Source organism: Rhizorhabdus antheiae (genome assembly GCF_049889055.1).
GTDB lineage: Bacteria > Pseudomonadota > Alphaproteobacteria > Sphingomonadales > Sphingomonadaceae > Rhizorhabdus.
In genome coordinates this window covers 140,535-157,066 of the sequence record NZ_JBLTWO010000007.1, presented here as the reverse complement: position 1 = coordinate 157,066, position 16,532 = coordinate 140,535, and the positions used below count along the sequence as shown (strand labels likewise).

Annotated in this window: 15 protein-coding genes; 9 read left to right on the top strand and 6 right to left on the bottom strand. The window is 65.4% G+C overall.

Going from position 1 to position 16,532, the window contains the following annotated elements; genetic code table 11:
* Nucleotides 1-13 precede the first annotated feature (13 nt).
* Nucleotides 14-784 carry an anti-sigma factor family protein gene (locus ACNI3R_RS14475; protein WP_426184529.1) on the bottom strand — a complete coding sequence of 257 codons (771 nt, stop codon included), beginning with the start codon at nucleotides 782-784 and terminating at the stop codon, nucleotides 14-16.
* Nucleotides 771-1,301: a sigma-70 family RNA polymerase sigma factor gene (locus ACNI3R_RS14470; RefSeq protein WP_426184527.1), complete on the bottom strand. Its 531-nt coding sequence runs from the start codon at nucleotides 1,299-1,301 to the stop codon at nucleotides 771-773. The genes ACNI3R_RS14475 and ACNI3R_RS14470 overlap by 14 nt, the downstream gene beginning before the upstream one ends.
* A 111-nt stretch (nucleotides 1,302-1,412) precedes the next feature.
* On the opposite strand from ACNI3R_RS14470, the gene purL reads away from it, so the two are divergent.
* Nucleotides 1,413-3,575 carry a phosphoribosylformylglycinamidine synthase subunit PurL gene (gene purL, locus ACNI3R_RS14465; RefSeq protein ID WP_426184525.1) on the top strand — a complete coding sequence of 721 codons (2,163 nt, stop codon included), beginning with the start codon at nucleotides 1,413-1,415 and terminating at the stop codon, nucleotides 3,573-3,575.
* Nucleotides 3,576-3,786: 211 nt separating this feature from the next.
* Here the strand turns inward: purL and ACNI3R_RS14460 are convergent, their stop codons facing one another.
* Nucleotides 3,787-6,468, bottom strand: coding sequence for an EAL domain-containing protein (locus tag ACNI3R_RS14460; RefSeq protein ID WP_426184523.1), 2,682 nt, complete (start codon nucleotides 6,466-6,468; stop codon nucleotides 3,787-3,789).
* A gap of 64 nt (nucleotides 6,469-6,532) precedes the next feature.
* Nucleotides 6,533-7,375 (bottom strand): metallophosphoesterase, encoded by an 843-nt coding sequence (locus ACNI3R_RS14455; protein ID WP_426184521.1) that lies wholly within the window; start codon nucleotides 7,373-7,375, stop codon nucleotides 6,533-6,535.
* A 315-nt stretch (nucleotides 7,376-7,690) separates the two neighbouring features.
* On the opposite strand from ACNI3R_RS14455, the gene ACNI3R_RS14450 reads away from it, so the two are divergent.
* The 6 genes from ACNI3R_RS14450 (at nucleotide 7,691) to ACNI3R_RS14425 (ending at nucleotide 13,703) form a co-directional block, all read left to right on the top strand.
* Complete coding sequence (locus tag ACNI3R_RS14450) at nucleotides 7,691-8,977, top strand: SAM-dependent methyltransferase (RefSeq protein ID WP_426184519.1); 1,287 nt, start codon at nucleotides 7,691-7,693, stop codon at nucleotides 8,975-8,977.
* Nucleotides 8,978-9,138: 161 nt separating this feature from the next.
* Entirely contained in the window at nucleotides 9,139-10,131 is a 993-nt protein-coding gene (locus ACNI3R_RS14445; RefSeq protein WP_426184517.1) for a KpsF/GutQ family sugar-phosphate isomerase, read from the top strand.
* A gap of 14 nt (nucleotides 10,132-10,145) precedes the next feature.
* Entirely contained in the window at nucleotides 10,146-10,949 is an 804-nt protein-coding gene (locus ACNI3R_RS14440; protein ID WP_426184515.1) for a 3-deoxy-manno-octulosonate cytidylyltransferase family protein, read from the top strand.
* Between the two features lie 9 nt (nucleotides 10,950-10,958).
* A complete protein-coding gene (locus tag ACNI3R_RS14435; RefSeq protein WP_426184513.1) occupies nucleotides 10,959-11,984 on the top strand; it encodes a phytanoyl-CoA dioxygenase family protein in 1,026 nt (341 codons plus the stop codon).
* Nucleotides 11,974-13,212, top strand: coding sequence for a hypothetical protein (locus ACNI3R_RS14430; RefSeq protein WP_426184511.1), 1,239 nt, complete (start codon nucleotides 11,974-11,976; stop codon nucleotides 13,210-13,212). Before ACNI3R_RS14435 ends, ACNI3R_RS14430 begins: the two co-directional genes overlap by 11 nt.
* A gap of 5 nt (nucleotides 13,213-13,217) precedes the next feature.
* On the top strand, nucleotides 13,218-13,703 hold the full coding sequence (locus tag ACNI3R_RS14425; RefSeq protein WP_426184509.1) for a YbaK/EbsC family protein: 486 nt from the start codon (nucleotides 13,218-13,220) through the stop codon (nucleotides 13,701-13,703).
* A gap of 51 nt (nucleotides 13,704-13,754) precedes the next feature.
* Here the strand turns inward: ACNI3R_RS14425 and ACNI3R_RS14420 are convergent, their stop codons facing one another.
* Nucleotides 13,755-14,135 carry a hypothetical protein gene (locus tag ACNI3R_RS14420; protein WP_426184507.1) on the bottom strand — a complete coding sequence of 127 codons (381 nt, stop codon included), beginning with the start codon at nucleotides 14,133-14,135 and terminating at the stop codon, nucleotides 13,755-13,757.
* Between the two features lie 105 nt (nucleotides 14,136-14,240).
* Entirely contained in the window at nucleotides 14,241-14,738 is a 498-nt protein-coding gene (locus ACNI3R_RS14415) for a DNA-deoxyinosine glycosylase (RefSeq protein ID WP_426184505.1), read from the bottom strand.
* Nucleotides 14,739-14,815: 77 nt separating this feature from the next.
* Between ACNI3R_RS14415 and ACNI3R_RS14410 the strand changes: the two genes are divergently transcribed.
* The gene (locus ACNI3R_RS14410) at nucleotides 14,816-15,814 is read left to right on the top strand and encodes a cysteine synthase A (RefSeq protein ID WP_426184503.1); all 999 of its coding nucleotides are present in this window, start codon (nucleotides 14,816-14,818) and stop codon (nucleotides 15,812-15,814) included.
* A 119-nt stretch (nucleotides 15,815-15,933) separates the two neighbouring features.
* On the top strand, nucleotides 15,934-16,164 hold the full coding sequence (locus tag ACNI3R_RS14405) for a hypothetical protein (RefSeq protein ID WP_426184501.1): 231 nt from the start codon (nucleotides 15,934-15,936) through the stop codon (nucleotides 16,162-16,164).
* Nucleotides 16,165-16,532 lie beyond the last annotated feature (368 nt).

Here is a 16,532-nt window from a genome sequence, read left to right as displayed (position 1 = left end):
CTCGCTCCGAGGATCAGGCTTCGGTCTGGTTCTCGACCGCGAGATCCTCGGCGATCGTGTCGAGCGTTTCCGGAGCCTCGCCCCCGGTGACCGCGTAAGACATGTCGCCCTCGCGCCAATAGGCGACCGAGGCGCCCTCGTGACGCACCGCCTCCGGCTCAGCCGGCGCATCGCTGGGCGTACGCACGGCGAAGATCGAGAGCGTGCCTTCGCTCGGGGTCCTGACCATGATCTGCAGCGCCGGCCCCTCCTTCGTCGGAAAAATCTGCGCGTCGGTGACGACCCATTTGGCCGGGAGACGGGGCACCGAGATGTTGGTGCTCCGACGGATTTCCGCGACGTCGATGTTGGGCGCTTCGATCTGCGAAACCATGCGCCCGCGAAGCAGCGCGGTGCGATAGGCCTCGACGGCATCGCCGACATAGTCGGGCGGGCTGGCGACGACGTCACGGGCCGGGAGGAAAACGACCGCGACGAACGCGGCGGCTACGGCGAGACCCGACAGACCGCGCGGCCCGAACCATTGGCGGAAGCCCCGCACTGGCCGCTCATTGAGCCGGTCGGCGAGCATTGCCGCCGTGCGGCGCATGGCAGGCGGCGCGTCCTCGACCTGCAATGCGATCAGACGCAGCGACGAGCGCAGCCTGAGGTCCTCGAAGAAACGCCTGGCAGCCTCGGCATTGCGCGCCAGATGAGCCTCGACGGCCAAGCGCCGGTCGAGATCGAGTTCGCCATCCTGATAGGCCTCGATCTCGTCGTCGGTAACGGGTTCAGGCTCCTGCATCCCTGCCTCCTACGATGTGCAGCCGGGCATTGCCGGCGTGATGCGGCTCCCGCAGCGCGGCGCGCGCGCGGTGGAGTCGCGACATGACCGTGCCTACGGGCACGTTGAGCGTTTCCGCGGCTTCCTGATAGCTGACGCCCTGGACGATGATCAGGCTGGCCACGGCGCGCTGTTCGTCGGGCAGCGCATCGAATCGCGCCGCCACCTCCGCGAGCCACACCACATGCTCCTGGCCCCCCTGCACGACGATGCCGGGGTCGAGCGCGGCGACGCGGGCATTGCGGCGCAACTCGCTCGCCTCGCGCCGCTTCTGGTCGACGAATAGATTGTGGACGATGGAGAGCAGCCAGGAGCGCAGCGAGTTTCCAGGCCGGAAGGTGGCGGCGCGTTCATAGGCGCGCAGCAAGGCTTCCTGCACCAGATCGTCGGCGCTAACCGGATCGCGGGTCAGCGCCCGGGCATAGCTGCGCAACCGGGGCAGGCTCTGTTCGATCTCGGTGGCGGTCCAAGGGGTCATGGCGGGCTTACGTCTTCCGTCCACCATTTATTCCACGACGTCGACGAGGATCGTTCCTCGACGCTGTCGACGGGTCTAGGCGCAGGCCGATTCAAACGCTATCGGCGGCGCATGACCGAGATCACGCCCGCCATCGTCGCCGAGCACGGCCTGTCCCCCGAAGAATATGAGCGCATCCTGCATGCGATGGGTCGGGAGCCGAACCTGACCGAGCTCGGCATCTTCTCGGTGATGTGGTCCGAGCATTGCAGCTACAAGTCGAGCCGCATCCATCTGAAGAAGCTGCCGACGACCGGCCCGCAAGTGATCTGCGGCCCCGGCGAGAATGCCGGCGTGGTCGACATCGGCGATGGCCAGGCCGCCATCTTCAAGATGGAGAGCCACAACCACCCGAGCTATATCGAACCCTATCAGGGCGCAGCGACCGGGGTTGGCGGCATCCTGCGCGACGTGTTCACCATGGGCGCGCGGCCGGTCGCCAACATGAACGCGCTGCGCTTCGGTCGGCCCGATCATCCCAAGATGCGCCACCTGATCTCGGGCGTGGTCCACGGGATCGGCGGCTATGGCAATTGCGTGGGCGTGCCGACCGTCGGTGGCGAGGTCAATTTCCACCCTGCCTATGACGGGAACATTCTTGTCAACGCGATGACCGTCGGCGTCGCCGATACCGACAAAATCTTCTATTCGGCCGCCTCGGGCGTCGGCAATCCGATCGTCTATGTAGGCTCGAAGACGGGCCGCGACGGCATCCATGGCGCGACCATGGCTTCGGCCGACTTCTCCGAGGATTCGGAGGAGAAGCGCCCGACCGTGCAGGTCGGCGATCCGTTCACCGAAAAGCTGCTGATCGAGGCCTGCCTCGAACTCATGGCAACGGACGTCATCGTCGCGATCCAGGATATGGGTGCGGCCGGGCTGACTTCGTCGTCGGTCGAGATGGCGTCGAAGGGCGGCGTCGGCATCGAACTCGACATGAATGCCGTGCCCTGCCGCGAAACCGGCATGACGCCCTATGAGATGATGCTGTCCGAGTCGCAGGAACGCATGCTGATGGTGCTCAAGCCCGGCCGCGAAGCCGAGGCCGAGGCGATCTTCCGCAAATGGGAACTCGATTTCGCCGTCATCGGGCGCGTGACCGAGACCGGCCGCATGGTACTGCGCTTCGACGGCGAGATCGTCTGCGAAATTCCGCTCGGCCCGCTCGCCGATGAGGCCCCGCTCTATGATCGGCCCTGGGTCCCCACCCCGGCCCGCGCGCCGCTCGGTCCCGTCGCGGCCAAGGGAAGCGTGCCCGAAAATCTGCTGACGCTGATGGCGTCCCCCGATCTCGCCAGCCGGCGCTGGATCTGGGAGCAATATGACCACATGGTGGGCGCAGACACCATCCAACGCCCCGGCGGCGACGCCGCCGTCGTCCGCGTCCATGGCACGCGCAAGGGCATCGCGATCAGCACCGACTGCACCCCCCGCTACGTCTTCGCCGACCCGGTCCAGGGCGGCGCCCAGGCGATTGCCGAATGCTGGCGCAACATCACCGCGGTCGGCGCCAAGCCGCTCGCGACGACCGACTGCATGAACTTCGGCAACCCGCAGCGGCCCGAAATCATGGGTCAGTTCGTCGGCGCGATCGAGGGCATGGCCAAGGCCTGCAGCGCGCTCGACTTCCCGATCGTGTCGGGCAATGTCAGCCTCTACAACGAGACGAAGAACGAGGACGGCAGCGGGAGCGCTATCCTGCCGACTCCCGCGATCGGCGGCATCGGTCTGCTCGCAGACATCGACACGATGGCGACGATCGCCTTCAAGGGCGAAGGCGAGCATATCGTTCTGATCGGCGAAGATGGCAGCCATCTCGGCCAGTCGTTGTGGCTGCGCTACGTTGCCGGGCGTGAAGAAGGCCCGCCCCCGCCGGTCGATCTCGAACTCGAGAAGCGCAATGGCGATTTCGTCCGCGACCTGATCTCGGACGGCAAGGTGAGCGCCGTGCACGATCTGTCGGACGGCGGCCTGCTGGTGGCGATCGCCGAGATGGCTCTGGCCGGCAATGTCGGCGCGAAGCTCGACGAACTCGATCATGTCCGCGCCTTCGGCGAGGATCAGGCGCGCTATGTCGTGACCACCGCCAATTCGGACGCGTTGCTCGCCGCAGCCCTGACCGCCGGTGTGAGTGCGCGCCGGATCGGGGTGACTGGCGGCGACACGCTCGTCGGGATCACTTTGTCCGATCTGCGCGCGGCGCATGAAGGATTCTTCCCCGGCCTCATGCACTGAGCCCGGCCCCCGATGGCCGGCGACCGGGGGATCCACATCATTGTGAGAAAAGGGAGAATGGGCGGGGTCAGGAGAGGCGGACCCCGCCCATTCGCATGTCCCGAGGAGGGAGTGTTCGGGGCATGTGCGCCGCCGACCAAGGGCATAACCAGCGGCGTGCCACTCTATTATTGCGAACGCCTATCAATAGCAAGAGATAAATCGAGACCGGTCAACCGGTGACGCGCAACTGCCGCTGGGCATTGAATTGCTCGATCTCGATCGGTTCGTCGAATGCCACCCCGAAGCGCTCCTCGTCCGACCAGCGGACGACAGCGGAAACGCGCCGGCCCTCGCCGAAATCCAGGTCGACCCTATCCCCCGGCCGGAAGGCCGTGGCGCTCTCGATCATCGCGCCCGAGCGCGACAGGTTGCGGACCCGCCCCTGCGCCGGCCCGAACGCCCCGTGGATGGTGGCCGATCGCAGCACGGCGACACGGGGATCGCGCGTCACCAGCAATCCCGGCATCGCCAGCTTGATCGATCCCGCAACGCGCGCCCTCGCCTCGTCCGACAGCATCGGCTTGCCGAAGATATAGCCCTGGATATGGCTGCAGCCGAGCGAACGGATCAACGCAAGCTCGTCCGGAGTCTCGGCGCCCTCGGCGGTGGTCTCCATCTCCAGACTTTCCGCCAGCGCGACGATCGCGCGGATGATCGCCGCGTTGCGATTACCGGGCACCGCCGCGCCGCGCACGAAGCTCTGGTCGATCTTGATCTTGTTGAACGGCGCCTTCTTCAGATAGCCGAGCGACGAATAGCCCGTACCGAAGTCGTCCAGTGCGAAACGGACCCCGATCGCCTTCAGCCGGGCGAACATCGCGTCGGTCGCGGCATCGTCGTTGAGGAAGACGCCCTCGGTGATCTCCAGTTCGAGCCGGTGCGGCGGCAGCTGCGATGCCGCCAGCGCCGACATCACGATGCCCGGCAGCGACGGGTTGGCGAACTGGATCGGCGAGATATTGACCGCGATCCGGACCGAATCGGGCCAGTTGGCGGCTTCCATGCACGCGGTGCGCAACACCCACTCGCCGATCTGCGGAATCAGACCGATCTCCTCGGCAACGGGAATGAACTCGGCGGGGGAGATGGGGCCGCGCGTCGGATGGTTCCAGCGAACCAGCGCCTCGAAACAGACGATCGCCTCACTGTCGGCGTTGACGACGGGCTGATAGACGAGGTGGAGCCCGCTGTCGTTCATGACCTTGCGCAGGTCCATTTCCAGCAGGCGCCGGTCCTTGGCGCTCGCATGCATTTCCGGCTCGTAGAAGCGGTGCACGCCCTTGCCGTCGGCCTTGGCCGCATAGAGCGCCAGATCGGCATTGCGCACCAGCGCGTCGGCGGTGGCGCCGTCCTCGGGCGCGATCGCGATCCCGACCGAGGCGCCGATGGTGACGTGCGAGCCTTCGATCAGATAGGGCTTCGACACTTCCTGGATGATCGCCGAGGCCAGCGTGGCCAGCCGGTTCTTGTCGACGATGCCCGGCAGAACGACATTGAACTCGTCGCCGCCGAGGCGCCCGACCTGGCCATCATTATGGACGATCCGCTGGAGGCGTTCGGCGACCTGACGCAGCAACCCGTCGCCGACCGGGTGGCCGAGCGTGTCGTTGACCATCTTGAACCGGTCGAGATCGAGCATGAACAGCGCCGCGCGCTTCGGCCGCCCGGCAATGTCGCGCATCGATTCGTCCAGCGTTCGCCGCATCAGGATGCGGTTGGGCAGCCCGGTGAGCGAATCATAGCTGGCCAGCCGCTTCACTTCGGCCTCCGACCGGCGCATTTCGGTCAGGTCGGTGCCGCTGCCCCGGAAGCCGAGAAAGGTGCCGAATTCATCGAAGGCGGGCCGACCCGACAGCGACCACCAGCGCACGTCATGGCCACTCGCCGCGCGGACCGCGATCTCCGAAAAGGCCAGACGCGTCGACAAATGGAAACCCAGCGTCCGCTCCCCGTCGCCGGTGCCGCCCCGCGATTCTCCAGTCTCGTGCAGGACGAGGCCGGTCATGGGGGTGCCGAGCAACTGTTCGACCGGTACGCCCAACGCCACCGCGATCTGCGGCGAAATATAGCTGATCAGGCCGCGTTCGTCGGTTTCCCAGAACCAGCCACGACCGCTTTCCTCGAACTCGCTCAGCAGCAGCGAGGCCTTGAGAGCGGCGGCGGCGTTGACCAGCCAGCGGCGCGAGGCGAGGTAGCTGCGCTGCGAGATACCGCCCAGCGCGACTGTCGCGACCGCCAGCAAGGGCAGCAGCATTGCCAGCACCGCAAATTGCCCGAACAACCCGACGCTGGCGATCGACAGGGTCAGCCACAGCGCGAGCGCGGCCGTCGGCACGGGGGCGAAGATCAGCGTGGTGATAATCAGCAGCGCGCCATGCGCGACGATCGCGACCGGCCAATGCGGGTTGGCGGCGTCCCCCGGAAGGCCGAGCATCCACAACGACCAGCCGAGTCCCTGCAACAGCCCCAGCAGCGTGATGAAGCCGTGCATCCGCGTCGGAGATCCGATCGCACCGTGTTCGGCCCGCCCCGAGCCGGCACGCCTGCGCCGGCCGAACAATGCCAGCACAGCGCCGGCCGGAAGAACGAAAAACAGCGGGAGGATCAGCGCCCAGAAGGCCGCGCTGCCGGCATCCAGACGCCGTACGAACGCGAGACCCGCCGCGACGACGACATTGGCCAGCAGCAGCACCGGCAGGGCGTCGATCGTCATCCGCACCCGGTTGGCGATCGACTGCTGATCATGTGTGTCGGCGCTCGGGAACAGGCCATGGAGAAACTGGCCGCGCCGGGGCTCGGCCTCGTTCCTCGTCTCGATCGCCATAACCGACCTGCCACGTACCCGCCGCATGCGGCGCATCTCCTCGAACCGGGAAGCCGAGGCGTTGCGCGCCCGGCTCCATTCCGAGTCGGGCTTAGCCGAAGCTGCTTAATTTCGTTTGAACTTCACCGTCGATGACGCTGGCCTGGATCAGCCAGCGGCGATCCCCTTCGAGGCCCAGCGCGGTCAGGATACCGCTGCGATAGGCGCCGGTGTCGATTCCCATACGATTGGGCTGCAGGTCGGGGTCGGTCGAGATCGAATGGCCGTGCACGATGAAAGCACCATGATCGCCCTTGCTCGCCAGGAACTCCTGCCGAATCCAGCGCATGTCGGAGGGATTCTGGTCCTCCAGAGCGATGCCCGGCCGGATGCCGGCATGAACGAGCACATAGTCGCCGAACCGGATCGCGTCGGGCAGGCTGTCCAGAAACTGCCGGTGCCGCTCGGGGATATAGTGCCGCAGCGTCTCTGCCGGCGGCAGCTCCTCCCCCAGCTGTGCGACAGGCATGCCATAGCTGGCGAGCGTCTCGTAGCCGCCGAACTTCAGCCAGAGATTGGTCGCGCGGTCCTCGAGCGGATCGAGCGCTCGCAGCATCGCCTCCTCATGATTGCCCATGAGGATATGAAAGGTGGCGAAGGAGGGCAGTCCGCTGATCGCATATTCGACCGTTTCCGCCGAATAGGGGCCCCGGTCGACCAGATCCCCGAGCAGGACGACATGGCTGTCCGCATCGGCACGCGCGGCGCTGTCGTCGCGAATATGGGCAAGCAAAGGCAGCAGCAGGTCGAGCCGGCCATGCACATCGCCGATCGCATAGACCCTCTGCCCGGCAGGAACGCGCGGCCTTGGCGCTTCGGCACGACGCGCCGTCAGCGTGTTCATCCGCTGCCGCCATCCGCGATCACCGCCCTGCTGTTCGTCCGTATCGTTCAAAATCCAGCCTCCGAAGGTCGGCAGATATGGCCGGAGGCCGGTAAATTGGCAATGGAAGGCACCAAGTCTTCAGAACTGCGTTGTGCCTTCCCGTCGCCCCCGAAACGTTCCGATACGCGAGCGACGCTTGATCTATCAGGTTGAATAGCGCTCCTCCTATCGGCATAGAGCCCCGCTCATATCATGACAATAAACGCACCCATTCCCGCTCAGGCCACTTCCTCGCAGGAAAAGTCGAAGCTCCGCATCTATCTGACGAAAGCCGTCCGGTGGTGGCGCGATCGACGCAGCGGCAGTCGCCGCGAAGAACCTGCCATGGCATTGCAGCCTTTCGCCTTCTGGCCAGGGCAGATCAGTGCCTTGTCCGGTGAAGGCGGTGACGAGCCGAGCGTCGTGCCCGGCTATGCGTTCCACACCGATTATGTCTCCTCGGCGGGTGGACGCCTGACCTACACGATCCGCCTTGTCGGCCTCACTGGCACGCGCGGATCGCTGATCCTCAGCATCAACATGCTCGACGAGAACAACGAGTCGCTGCCACCCAAGACCCGATCGATCCCGGTCGAGAAAATCCTGGCATCAGACGGTGTGCTGGAATTTTCCAAGCTCGGCACGCCGGGACACAGCTACGCGCTGCTGGGAACCCTGTCGGACGACTCGGACGCGCGCGCCGAAAGCGTCGAGATAAGCTTGACCGGCGGGGACAGTCCCGATGCGCTGCGCCAGCGCTTCGAAGCCGCTCGGAAGGCGTTTCTGTCCGCTCCCGGCCGGGGAGAATTGCGCAAGATCGTCGTGAAGCGCAGGGCCACGCTCGAAGAGCCGATCTCGCAAATGTGCACGGCCGCCCAGATGGCCGAGCCGACCTACAGTCGCTGGTGCGAACGGATGGACGATGTGCCCATTCGCCATCGCAAGCAGTGGGAATTCGTCTTCATCTTGCGGACCCTCGAGCATTATGGCGCGCTGCGTCCCGGAGCGAGGGGACTGGGATTCGGCGTTGGGATCGAGCCTCTGTCTTCGATCTTCGCGGCCGCCGGATGCAGCGTCGTGGCTACCGATCTGGCCGCAGACGACGATCGCGCGCGGGCATGGAGCGACACCGACCAGCTGGGCGCCAACCTGCGACAGATCCATAATCCAAGGCTGTGTGACGAAGCCGCCTTCTTCGAGCGGGTGAGCTATCGCGCGGTCGACATGAACGCGATCCCCGCCGATCTGGTCGATTTCGACTTCACCTGGTCGTCATGCGCCTATGAACATCTCGGTTCGATCGAAGCCGGCCTGACCTTCTTCGAAAACTCGCTCAAATGCCTCAAGCCGGGTGGGCTGGCCGTCCATACGACCGAGCTGAATCTGAGTTCGAACAGCATCACGCTCGAAAAGGGCGGCACGGTGATCTTCCGTCGGCGCGACTTCGAGGATCTCGCCCTGCGGCTGCTGGAAGCAGGACATGAGGTGTTTCCCATCACCTTCGACAGCGGCGACAGTGAGCTTGATCGCGTGATCGACCTTCCTCCCTATGCCAATGATCAGCATCTCAAGCTTCAGCTCATGCGCTGGGTGGCGACGTCGTTCGGGATGATCGTCAGAAAAAAATCCTGATCGACCAAGGATTTCGACCTAACACTCCGTCAATACAACAGAACCCGTCCACACGGAAGCCGGGGCTCGTCCCGTTCTTGGTGCATCGCGGCATTTAGCCTATTGCAACATTAACGAGCCTGTATATTTTCCGACCGCGTGGTGGGGCCAGGGAGACGAGCGTGATAACACACGACATCCAGGCCGATACGGCCACTTTAGCTATTGTCGAACATGGGCGCCGGGTCATACGCGCCGAAATCGACGCGCTTATTCAACTCGAGCAAAAGGTCGACGACAGCTTCGCTGCGGCGGTCCGGCTTTTGCTGGGAACGCGCGGTCGCATCGTTGTTACCGGCATGGGCAAGTCGGGCCATGTTGCGCGGAAAATCGCGGCGACCTTCGCCGCCACAGGCTCGCCTGCCATCTTCCTGCATCCCGCCGAAGCCGCGCATGGCGATCTCGGCATGGTGCAGCAGGGCGACACGCTTCTGGTGCTGTCGAACTCAGGTTCCACGCCCGAACTCAGCCCGGTCATGCAGCATTGCCGCAGCCTGCGAATCCGTATCATCGGCATGGCGTCCCGTGCCGATTCGCCCGTCATGCAGGCGGCGGACGTCCAGCTTCTGCTGCCGCAGGTCCGCGAAGCCTGCCCCAGCAACATCGCACCGACGAGTTCGACGGCAGTGATGCTCGCGCTCGGCGACGCGCTCGCCATGGCGCTCAGCGACCTGCGCGGCGCCGATCGCGACAGCCTGAAGGCGCTCCACCCCGGCGGGGCCATCGGTCTGCGTCTGATGGCGGTCAGCGAGATGATGCACAGCGGCAGCAGCCTGCCGCTCGTCGCCCGTAATACGCCGATGCGCGACGTGATCATGACGATGACCTCGATGGGCTTCGGCGCTGCCGGGGTGCTCGACGGCAACGGCGCGCTGGTCGGCGTGATCACGGACGGCGATCTTCGACGCCATCTGGGCGACCTGGGCGATGGCGTCGCGGCAGACGTGATGACCGCCAATCCCAAGACGGTGCCACCCGACACGCTCGCCGAAGATGCGCTGATGATCATGAACGACTGCAAGATCACCACCGTGTTCGTGATGGATTCCGAACAGCCCCAGCGGCCGGTCGGCATCGTCCACATCCACGATTTCGTCCGCTACGGACTGAGCTGAAAATCCGCCGCCGCATGAAGGACGTCGCGGTCGTCATCCCGGCGCGCTACCGCTCCTCGCGCTATCCGGCCAAGCCACTGGCACCGCTCGTCGGTGCCACGGGGATCGCAAAGCCGCTCATCCAGCGCAGCTGGGAATGTGCGCGTGCGGTGGTCGGTGCCGAAGCGATCTGGGTCGCGACCGATGACGACCGGATCGCCGACGCTGTCCGCGGCTTCGGTGGCCAGGTCGTCATGACCTCCGAGCAATGCGCAAACGGCACCGAGCGGTGCGCAGACGCCCTCGATCGTCTCGGGACCACTCCGGAGATCGTCGTCAATCTGCAGGGCGACGCGCCGCTGACCCCCGCCCATGTGGTGACCGCCCTCGTCGAGGCACTGCGCGGTGACGCGGCGGTCGCGATGACCACCCCAGCCCTGCGGTGCGCACGCAGCACCTATACGCATCTGGTAGCAGACCAGGCCCAGGGGCGTGTCGGCGGCACTACGGTCGTGTTCGGCGCGGACCGGCGGGCGCTGTATTTCTCGAAACGGGTGATCCCCCACCTTCCCCCCGCCGCCGCCGAAGCCGAGTTTCCACCGGTCCATCTGCATCTCGGCGTCTATGCCTATCGGCCGGAGGCCCTGCGGCGCTACATGGCCCTGGGTGTAAGCCAGCTCGAAGAGCTGGAGGGTCTGGAGCAGTTGCGCTTTCTGGCGGGCGGCGTGCCGGTGGGCGTGGTGCCGTTCGAGCCGATCGCCTGGGACGCGATCGAACTCAACAACCCGACCGATGTCGCGCCGATCGAAGCCATCCTCAAATCGCGCGGAATCGCCTAAGACGCGCCAATGGCCGTTTCCTTCCTCCGTCCCTTGCTGGCGCCCTTGTGGGCCGCACAGATACTGACCGGCGCGCGCTCCTTTCTCGACAACCCGCTGATCGGATCGCAGCGCCTCAACGACCGCGGCCTTCACGTCTGGCGGGTAGAACGGGCCAACGCCATGGCGGCTCGGCGGCGCGAACGGTTGAGTGGGCTGATCGGCGCGGAAGATCGCCTGGCCTTCGAGCGCGACGGCTTTGTACGCATTCCGGACTTTCTCCCTGCAGACGTCTTCGCGGCGCTACAGCGAGGCGTGCAGGGCTGGCGGGGCCCTGCGCGCGAGATGGTCCAGGGGGACACGATCACCCGCCGCTACGCGATCGATCCAGCGGCCGTCGGCGCCGTTCCGGCACTGGCGGCGTTCCGCGACGACCGGCGCTGGCGTGGCCTCTCGCGCTACATCTCCAGCTTCGACATTGAGCCGCTGCTCTATGTCCAGAGCATTCTCAGCCACCGCCATGCGGCGCCGTCCGATCCTCAGACCAGCCTCCACGCCGATACCTTTCATCCATCGATGAAGGCGTGGCTGTTCCTGCACGACGTCCTTCCCGAGGATGGCCCGTTGACCTATGTTCCGGGCTCGCATCGCGTGACGCCGGAACGCCTTGCCTGGGAAAGGCGGCGCAGCCTGGAGGTGCGCGACAGCGGGGACTTCCTGTCCGCGCGGGGCTCCTTTCGCATCGAACGCAGCGAATTGGCTGGACTCGGCCTTCCCCAGCCGATGGCCTTCGCCGTCCCGGCCAACACGCTGGTGATCGCCGACACCTTCGGCTTCCATGCCCGCGCCGCCAGCGGCCGGCCGAGCACGCGCATCGAAATTTTCGCCTATAGCCGCCGCAATCCCTTTCTTCCCTTCACCGGCCTCGACCCCTGGAGCCTGCCGGGGATAGCCGAACGGCGCGTCCCATTGCTGTGGCTCACGCATGACATATATCGCCGCTGGATCGGGCAGCCTTGGGCCAAGGCAGGCCTCAAGAGGCCGGGTGACGAATGACTCCAACGACCTTTTCCGCTTCAATCCGTTCGAGGGCATGCGCATGACATTGGAAATCCAGGAGCAGGTCCGCGCCCTTGATCCCTTCGGCTTTCTTGTCGGCCAGAGCAGCGCCATCACACCACTGGGCGGCGCGGACCGCAGCCGCGACAGCCGATATGCGTTTCATACACCCTATATGGAATTCCAGCCCGGCCGGGTGGTTTTCCGGATCCGCTTGAGGGGCCTTCGCGCAAGCTTCGGCGAGTTGCGCGTCGACATCAACGCCTTCATTCCGGAAAGCGGCCGCGACGCCATCTTCGTCACCTCGGCTCGGCTTGACCTGAGCGACACTGCGGCGGCTGCCCGTGGATTGACGATAAGCTTCATGTGCGTCGCCGGCGCGACCTATGCCGCCTATGGCTATTGCCCGCAGGGCACCGACGCACGGGCCGAAGGGCTGGAGATCGAGGCGGAGCAACTAGAGACGCTCGATCCGGCCAGCATCCAGCGCCCGCTGCTGCCCAGCAAATATGGCGGCGCACAGATGGACACTCCGAGCCGGCTTATCGCCTCGGAACCTCCATCCTTCGCTCATCCCGTGTCGCAGGCCATGACCCCATCGCAGCTCGAAGAGAGCGACTTCGCGCTATGGAGCGGCCTTCTCGGCAAAAGTATCGCTACGCCCGAAACCCGCTGGCGCCTGGCCTTCGCGGCGCAGGCGCTGAAGAGCTACGGCATGCTGGTATCCGGTGCCCGCGGACTGTGCCGCGGTGACGAATACCGAGCCCTCGCGCCGATCTTTGCCGAAGCCGGATGCAATGTGCTGCTGGCAGACACCCCAGTCGCCATGGAAGGCGCGGAGACGCCGCATGATGCTTTGCCGTGCCGGCATCTGGACGGCACCCCCGACTCCCCAGCCTTTCTGCTGTCGCTCGCCGACGAAGCGCCCGACCAACGCGGTTTCGATTTCATGCTCACCCTGGACGTCGCCAATGAAAGCTACGCGCAGGGGAGCAGCGCGACAGCGCTTCTGGAGATGATGTCGGTACTTCGCCCACGCGGGGTGGCAATCCATATGCTGCGCCTGGCGGGCACCCCGGCCACGAATGCCGGGGCGGTGCCGCGCAAGGAGGTCGAACGCCTGGCCGTCACCCTGCTGTCGCGCGGCTTCTCCGTCGCCCAGCTAAACTTCGATGGCACCGGCCATGGCGATCAGCCGTTCGGTCTGATCGTGCGCAGGGATTGAGCACGATGAGCCTCGACTCCGTCCGTGCCTTTCTCGCCGGTCACGCGCCCGATCTGGAGATCATCGATCAGGGCCGAAGCACGGCGACGGTCGCCGAGGCGGCCGAGACGCTTGGCGTATTGCCGGGTCAGATCGCCAAGACCCTGTCGGTCCGCGTGGGGGATCGCCGGCTGCTCGTCGTCGCGCGCGGCGACGCACGGCTCGACAATCGCAAGACGAAGGATGCCCTGGGCGGCCGCCCACGCATGCTGGAGGCTGACGAGGTCGAGGCGCTGACCGGCCATCCCGTGGGCGGCGTGTGCCCGTTCGGGCTCGCCACGCCGCTGCCGGTCTATTGCGATATGTCGCTGCGCGACTTCGCCATCGTCTATCCGGCTGCCGGATCACGGACCGCATCGGTCAAGTTGACACCCGAACGGCTCGCCGCGCTCACCCGTGCGATTTGGATCGATGTGTGTCAGTCACCCGCTCTACCGGAAGACCGGGCATGAAATAAGCCGGCGAACATCGTCCGCCGGCTCCAATCTTCGTCTGGCTGAAAATCAGGCCTTGCAGCTCTGCGCAGCCTTGCCCGGCATGGCGATCTCGACCTGCGGGCCGTCGCCGCTGACCGAATATCCTTCGGCCGTGTAGGGCTTGCCGGCCGCTTCGGCCTTCAGCTGGGTACCGGCTTCCGCCTTGTCCTTCTTGAGCGTCGCACTGTTGTTGCTGAGGAAGTCGACGTAGACGAGCGCGCCGTCGGCACAGCGATAGGTGCGGCTGTGGGTGACCATCGGCGGCAGTTCGACCGGGGCAGCAGCGTTGAGCGCGTTCGCATCGGGGTCGGCCTCCCCTGCGGTGATGGTTTCGGGCTTTCCGCAAGCGGTCAGCATAAGCGCCGTTCCGAGGACGGCGGCGGTGATGAGGCGGGAATGGATTTGCATAGCGCTCTATCTCTTGCGGGTCTTGTGTGCGGTGCGTCAAGTAGAGCGATTGCATGAAGGGTGAGTGAACAGACATTTTTTATCTTTTGCGGGCCTCTCACGACATCATTGCTGCAGGCAGGCGTGCATCGCCATCCAGCGCTCGGTCTTCGTCGCCAGTGCCAGCGTATAGGCCGGACTGCTGGAGGGCAGGTCGAAAAGCCGGATTTCCGAGATTCCCGCCAGCAAATTTCGACCGATGCGCGCGGCAGTGCCGCCGTTGAAACCGACCCCACGCAGCTGCGGGAGTGTTCCGATCAACGCAACAAGATCGTTCGCTCGATGATCCCGTATTGCAGCATCGAGGCTTCCGCAGCGCAGCGCATCCGCGACCACGTCCCATAGCCCGATACCGGCGTCGAGCAGCGATAAGAGCCGGTCTTCATAGGGACGCTCGTGCAGATCGGCGATGCCCGCTACGGCGCCCGCCAGTTTCCAGAACTGGTTCTGGGGATGGGCATAATAGCGGTCCGCCCGCAGCGACGCCTCGCCGGGCAGGCTGCCGAGAAGAAGCAGTTTCGTGTCGGCCCGGACCACGGGCGGGAAGCTGGCCTTGCGCGTCATGGCCTGAAGCTGGGCATGGGGGGACCGCAACACAAGCTATGTTGGCAATGGGCTGCGCACTCGGCTAGGCAGGCGGCATGCTACGCCAGACCATTGCCCCCGACGCCATCTCGCTGATCGGCAACACGCCGCTCGTCCGCCTCAAAGGCCCGAGCGAGGCGACCGGCTGCGACATCCTCGCCAAATGCGAGTTCATGAATCCGGGCGGGTCGGTCAAGGACCGCGCCGCCCTCGCTATCATAACCGATGCAGAGGAGCGTGGCCTGATCGCGCCGGGCGGGGTGATCGTCGAGGGCACCGCCGGCAATACCGGCATCGGCCTCGCTCTGGTCGGCAATGCGCGCGGCTACCGCACAATCATCGTGATGACCGACACCCAGAGCCAGGAGAAGCAGCAGACCCTGCGTGCGCTGGGCGCGGAGCTGGTGCTGGTCGCACCGACAGCTTACTCCAACCCCGCCCATTATGTGCACACTTCGCGCCGGATCGCCGAGGAGACACCGGGCGCGCTGTGGGCCAACCAGTTCGACAACACCGCCAACCGCCTCGCCCATATCCGCACCACCGCACCGGAAATCTGGGCGCAGACCGAGGGACGAATCGACGGTTTCACCTGCGCCGTTGGTACCGGCGGAACGCTGGCGGGCGTCGGCCTTGGCCTGAAGTCGTTCAACGAGGATATCGTGATCGGCCTGACCGACCCGCATGGCGCCGCGCTGTATAATTATTTCGCGCATGGCGAATTGAAGGCTGAAGGGTCGAGCGTCGCGGAGGGCATCGGCCAGAGCCGCATCACCGCCAATCTCGACGGCGCACCGATCGACACGCAGTTCCGCATCTCCGACGAACAGGGTCTCGAACAGGCGTTCGCACTGCTGGAGAATGAGGGGCTGTGCGTGGGGCTTTCGTCCGGCATCAATGTGGCGGGCGCGATGGCACTCGCGCGTGAATTGGGGCCCGGCAAACGTATCGTCACGATCCTGTGCGATCCGGGCATGCGCTACCTTTCCTCGCTGTTCAATCCGACCTGGCTCGAGTCCAAGGGACTGCCCGTTCCCGACCTGCTCCGCCGCTGAGGCGCGACATCAACAACGTCGGGCGGGCGTGGTGTCGCGGGCGTGGCGGGCCCCCTTATATTGCCGATTGACCTGCACGCCGGGCTGACCGAAAAAAGAGCCATGGGGAATAACGTCTGATGCATCGCGTGCGGATCGGCATCACCGGCCTCGCCGTGGTGTTCCTCATCGTCCTCTTCGCTGCTGCGATCGTCGGCTTCCGGTCCAGGGACAGGAGCGAGGAAGCCAATCTCGCCTCTGCCGCCAATAGCAGCGCCCCCTCGGGCGATCCCCTGGCCGAACTCGGCGTGGCCCCCGGCGGCACCAGCGGCGAGTCCCAGGCGACTCAACCGCAACCCGCCCGACCCTGACCGCGTAGCGGACGGCGGCACGCCGACCGACCGGACATCACAGCCCGTTCCGGATCGTTACCGGGGCGGTACATGGCTTTTCCCTAAACTTATCCACAGGCTCATCCCGGGGCATTCCCCGCGGATTTCGGCGCTTTGCGCATTTTTCACCCGTTAGACGGCGGCAGACCATCCCCCACAATCCACAGCTCGAACCATGTGGAACCACAAAATGGTATAAAAACCCTTTGTCAAACCAGAGTGATCCAAGTACATCCCAATGGTGCAATGGGGTGGGGAGTATCGCCCTACGCATCGACGCCTCCCGCGGCCCTCTGGGCGGCATGGCGCAGCGGTTCTCCCCTCAGAAAACGGGGTTTGTTCGGTGG

Coding starts and splice junctions, on each gene's coding strand:
- ACNI3R_RS14425 (WP_426184509.1), top strand. CDS start 13,218: ATGAGCCTCGACTCCGTCCGTGCCTTTCTCGCCGGTCACGCGCCCGAT.
- ACNI3R_RS14435 (WP_426184513.1), top strand. CDS start 10,959: ATGGCCGTTTCCTTCCTCCGTCCCTTGCTGGCGCCCTTGTGGGCCGCA.
- purL (WP_426184525.1), top strand. CDS start 1,413: ATGACCGAGATCACGCCCGCCATCGTCGCCGAGCACGGCCTGTCCCCC.
- ACNI3R_RS14460 (WP_426184523.1), bottom strand. CDS start 6,468: ATGCGGCGGGTACGTGGCAGGTCGGTTATGGCGATCGAGACGAGGAAC.
- ACNI3R_RS14440 (WP_426184515.1), top strand. CDS start 10,146: ATGAAGGACGTCGCGGTCGTCATCCCGGCGCGCTACCGCTCCTCGCGC.
- ACNI3R_RS14475 (WP_426184529.1), bottom strand. CDS start 784: ATGCAGGAGCCTGAACCCGTTACCGACGACGAGATCGAGGCCTATCAG.
- ACNI3R_RS14405 (WP_426184501.1), top strand. CDS start 15,934: ATGCATCGCGTGCGGATCGGCATCACCGGCCTCGCCGTGGTGTTCCTC.
- ACNI3R_RS14470 (WP_426184527.1), bottom strand. CDS start 1,301: ATGACCCCTTGGACCGCCACCGAGATCGAACAGAGCCTGCCCCGGTTG.
- ACNI3R_RS14450 (WP_426184519.1), top strand. CDS start 7,691: ATGGCATTGCAGCCTTTCGCCTTCTGGCCAGGGCAGATCAGTGCCTTG.
- ACNI3R_RS14410 (WP_426184503.1), top strand. CDS start 14,816: ATGCTACGCCAGACCATTGCCCCCGACGCCATCTCGCTGATCGGCAAC.
- ACNI3R_RS14415 (WP_426184505.1), bottom strand. CDS start 14,738: ATGACGCGCAAGGCCAGCTTCCCGCCCGTGGTCCGGGCCGACACGAAA.
- ACNI3R_RS14420 (WP_426184507.1), bottom strand. CDS start 14,135: ATGCAAATCCATTCCCGCCTCATCACCGCCGCCGTCCTCGGAACGGCG.